4 protein-coding genes are annotated in these 4092 nt (G+C 62.7%); 2 read left to right on the top strand and 2 right to left on the bottom strand.

The window, feature by feature from the left end; translation table 11 throughout:
* Positions 1–234 precede the first annotated feature (234 nt).
* Positions 235–1293 (top strand): metallophosphoesterase, encoded by a 1059-nt coding sequence (locus RMO25_RS10120; RefSeq protein WP_309662482.1) that lies wholly within the window; start codon positions 235–237, stop codon positions 1291–1293.
* Between the two features lies 1 nt (position 1294).
* A complete protein-coding gene (locus tag RMO25_RS10115; protein ID WP_309662481.1) occupies positions 1295–2326 on the top strand; it encodes a hypothetical protein in 1032 nt (343 codons plus the stop codon).
* On the opposite strand, the gene RMO25_RS10110 is transcribed toward RMO25_RS10115, so the two are convergent.
* Complete coding sequence (locus RMO25_RS10110; protein ID WP_309662480.1) at positions 2323–3018, bottom strand: hypothetical protein; 696 nt, start codon at positions 3016–3018, stop codon at positions 2323–2325. The genes RMO25_RS10115 and RMO25_RS10110 overlap by 4 nt on opposite strands.
* Before the next feature lie 74 nt (positions 3019–3092).
* Positions 3093–3869 (bottom strand): polyphosphate kinase 2, encoded by a 777-nt coding sequence (ppk2, locus tag RMO25_RS10105; protein ID WP_309662479.1) that lies wholly within the window; start codon positions 3867–3869, stop codon positions 3093–3095.
* Positions 3870–4092: the final 223 nt, after the last annotated feature.

Here is a 4092-nt window from a genome sequence, read left to right as displayed (position 1 = left end):
TGCGCGTCGGCGGGTGCGGCAAAGCCGACGAACGAGGTCGGGATCGCCAGCGATAAAGCGGTGAGGGAAAGGAGGATCTTGCGCATCTGTAAATTCCTAAAATGACAATGTTGTGGATGTGAAACGTCCGAGGTTACAAATCGGGTTCAACAATGCAACGATAGCGTATCGTAGCGGCGACCAAGCGTGGGACAGGCGCGATTAGTTCCACAGCCATGACGGGAAGGACGGCCATTGATCCGAAGACTCTGCGGACTGCTCTGCCTGGCCCTCATCGCCATGTTCCCGCTGGCGCCACTCACCGCGCAACCGGTCCAGCCGGCGCAACGGATCGTCGCCGTGGGCGACCTTCACGGCGATTTCGACGCCTGGCGCCAGGTCGCGCTCAACGCCCGCCTGATCGATCAACGCAACCATTGGGCCGGGGGCTCGTCGATCCTCGTCCAGCTGGGCGACATCGTCGATCGCGGCCCCGATTCGTTGAAGATCATCAGCCATTTGATGAAGCTGCAGAAGGAAGCGGCGCACGCCGGCGGCCGCGTCGTCGTGCTGGTCGGCAACCACGAAGCGATGAACATGACGGGCGATCTCCGCTACGTCACCGCGGGCGAATATGCGGCCTTCGCCACGGCCGATTCGGCCCCGCTGCGCGACCGCACTTACGCCGCCAACAAGGCCGCCATCGTGGCTGGTTACCGGGCGAGGACGCCGGCGATGAGCGATGACGCGATCCGCGCGGCGTGGCTCGCTTTGACCCCGCTCGGCAAGCTCGAGCATCAGGCGGCGTGGAGCCCGCGCGGTCCGTTGGGCCGGTGGACCCTCGCCAACCAGGCGATCGCCAAGATCGGCGACTCGATTTTCGTCCACGGCGGGATCAGCGTCGCTTATTCCACCACGCCCTATCAAATGATCAACCGCAGGGTGACCGCCGCGCTCAAAGCGGGCGACGTTTCCGAAACCTCGATCCTCTACGATCCATTCGGGCCGTTGTGGTATCGGGGATTGATCACCCGCAACGAGGATGGCGAGCAATCGTCCGCTTTTCCGGCCTCTTATCCGTCGATCGACCAGGAACTGGCCGCGGCATTGCAGACCAACGGTGCCCGCCACCTGGTCATCGCCCACACCCCGCGCCTCGCCGGGATCGTGATTTCGAACGGCGGCCAACTGGCGAGGATTGATACCGGCATGTCGCGCTATTACGGTGGCAAGCTAAGCTATTTGGAAATCGTGGGGGGGCAGCTCATGCCGCACAATTTCGACCGTTCACCGTCAACACCGGCGGTCCGCTGAGATGGCGCTGGTGCGGATCGCCGCAACGCTCGCCGCGCTGGTCCTGGCGACGGACGCCGCCGCGCAAGCTCCGCCCAAGCCGCTGTTCGCCGGCAACGCGGTCATCCGCCTGACCATTCGCGGACCGCTCAACCAGATCGCCCGCTCGGCCGAGCAATCGCGGGTGCCGCGCGACGCGGTACTGATGGTCCCTGGCGCCGCACCGGAAATCCTGGCGATCCAGCTGTCGCCGCGCGGTATAACGCGGCTCAGGCACGAAACCTGCCAGTTCCCGCCGCTTCGCGTGCAATTCTCGCGCCCGCCGGGCCCGGGCTCGCTGTTCGCCGGCCAAAAGCGGCTCAAGCTGGTCACCCATTGCCGGTCGACGGCCTCGTTCCAGCAATATCTGCTGCTCGAATATGCCGCCTATCGCATGTACAACCAGCTTACGCCGTTCAGTCACCGGGTGCGGTTGGCGACAATCGACTATGTCGATGACAACAACCGTCCGATCACCACCCGTTACGGTTTCTTTCTCGAGGACATCGACGATGTCGCCGCCCGCAATGGCCTGCGCGCCGCGGTGACCGCGGATCGCGTTAATTCGGCCGACCTGGCCTCGGTCGATGCGGCGCGGGTCGGGTTGTTCGAATATATGATCGGCAACACCGACTGGTCGATGCGCGCCGGCCCGAAAGGCGAAGGCTGCTGCCACAATTCCAGGTTGCTCAGTGGGGCCGCGGCCGGCGGATATCTGCCTGTGCCCTATGACTTCGATTATTCGGGATTGGTCAACGCGCCCTACGCCGTGACCCCCGACGGCAAAGGCGACGTGCTCAAGCGGCGCTACATGGGCTATTGCCGGCACAACGCCGAAGTGATCGCCTTTGCGGCTGCGTTGCGCGCCCGGCGCCCGGCCTTGCTGTCGGCGCTCAGCGAAGTGCCGATGGAGCCATCGACCCTGCGCCGCGCTACGTCCTACCTCGACGGATTTTTCAGTGACATCGCCGACGACGGAAAGACGTCCGCCAAAGTCCTCAAGACCTGTGCCTAGGGTTTGATTTCCGTGGGCGGCACGACGGCCGGCGCTTCGGCGGCGGCGGTCGCGGTTGCGACGTCGACGTCGAAGTCGCTCATGTAGCGCTTCATTCCCTCGCGCTCGCCATATTCGGTGAACCACAGCACGAGGAAGCCGTAGTTGAAGGCGATCGACATGACGACCGCGAGCTCGACCGCGCCGATGCCCGCCGACAGGCCGATGCCGACCGAGAGCAAGATGAACAATGCGTCGCCGCTGCTTTTGAGCGAATTCTTGAAGCGCACGGCGCCCGCAATTCCGGCCAGCGAAAAAGCCAGCGCCAGCGAGTTCTGGACGATGATCACGATGCCGGTGACGACCAAAGGCAGGATTATGATGGTGCTGATCAGCGACTGGTCATATTCATCGGCGTTGCGGATCGACATGTAGGTCCAGCTGACCGGCAATGAGGTCAGGAACGCGCCGATCAGTGCCGTGGTCAGCCAGAACAGGCTGTCGCCGAGGCTGTCGACATGGCCCGACGTCTGGGCCTGCACGCCGGTCAGGCCGTTGGCCCCGGCCTTTTGCGGCTGGTTGATGAGCTCCTCAACGCCGCCGATCGGAAGATAGTCCCGAGCGTGAGGGAACAGCCTCATCGCCATGTAAACCACCAGGCCGATGATCAGATAATATGCGCTCAATTGCGCGAACAGTCGCATCGCCTTCATGATCGTCCCCCCCCTGGTAATCGTCAAATTACGCTATTCGCCGCCGTCCGCAATGCGTCACGCCCTTATTTGCGTCAGACCTCATATTTTGGAATCGGCCGGAGCACGCCGTAGCGCTCCTTGCCCGGTTTCCCCGGCAACTCCGGCCACGGAATGTCTTTCATCGGCAAGTCGGTGTCGGGAACGCGGTCGAGCAAGTCGCGCAACACTGTCAGCCGGCCCAGCGCCTGGTCGTTGAAATCGACCAGGGTCCACGGCGCAAAATCGGTGTGGGTCGCTTGCAGCATCCGCTCGCGGGCATGGGTGTATGCGTCATATTTGGTGCGGGCGGCGATATCGATCGGCGACAGCTTCCAGCGCTTGAGCGGATTGTGGAGCCGCGCCTCGAACCTTTTTTCCTGCTTCTTCTGATCGCAGCACAGCCAATATTTGAACAGCAGAATCCCGTCCTCGACCAGCTGCCGCTCGAATTCGGGCACGGCCCGCAGGAAGTCCTTGGCCTCCTGCTCGGTGCAAAAGCCCATCACCGGCTCGACCCCGGCACGGTTGTACCAACTGCGGTCGAACAGCGCGATCTCACCCTTGGGCGGCAAATGCTCGGCATAGCGCTGGAAATACCATTGGCTGCTTTCGCGCTCGCTCGGCGATGACAAGGCTACCACGTGGCATTGGCGCGGATTGAGCACCCGCGCGAACATGTCGATCGAGCCGCCCTTGCCAGCAGTGTCGCGGCCTTCGAACAGGATCACGATGCGCTGCCCGGTTTCATCAACCCAGCGCGCCATCGTGCTCAGCTCTTCGGTCAGCGGCTGCACCAGTTTTTCATATTTCTTGTCGCTGAGATCACTCATGCTGCGGCTCCCCCGCCCGCATAGTGGCTAGTCCCAAATGTGACCGCAAGTCCCCGCGCCGACAACCAACGAGTCGGTCGCTGCGCGAGTCCAGATTTGTGACATGTCAACAATAATTGAAACCGCCGCGCGATCAGGGCGTTGAACTACCAAACGCTTTTAAGAAAAGAGAAATATCGTGACCCTGCGGACCCTGTTCCGCGGCGCGACTGTTGCGCTGCTG

The sequence above is a fragment of the Sphingomonas sp. genome, assembly GCF_031361285.1.
In the GTDB taxonomy this organism is placed as follows: domain Bacteria; phylum Pseudomonadota; class Alphaproteobacteria; order Sphingomonadales; family Sphingomonadaceae; genus Sphingomicrobium.
The sequence above is the reverse complement of the archived record's forward strand: the minus strand, read 5'-3'. Positions and strand labels throughout refer to the sequence as shown.

What these genes read in the sequence shown, in the direction of transcription:
- RMO25_RS10110 (WP_309662480.1), bottom strand. Translation starts at nt 3,018, where the DNA reads ATGAAGGCGATGCGACTGTTCGCGCAATTGAGCGCATATTATCTGATC.
- RMO25_RS10115 (WP_309662481.1), top strand. Translation starts at nt 1,295, where the DNA reads ATGGCGCTGGTGCGGATCGCCGCAACGCTCGCCGCGCTGGTCCTGGCG.
- ppk2 (WP_309662479.1), bottom strand. Translation starts at nt 3,869, where the DNA reads ATGAGTGATCTCAGCGACAAGAAATATGAAAAACTGGTGCAGCCGCTG.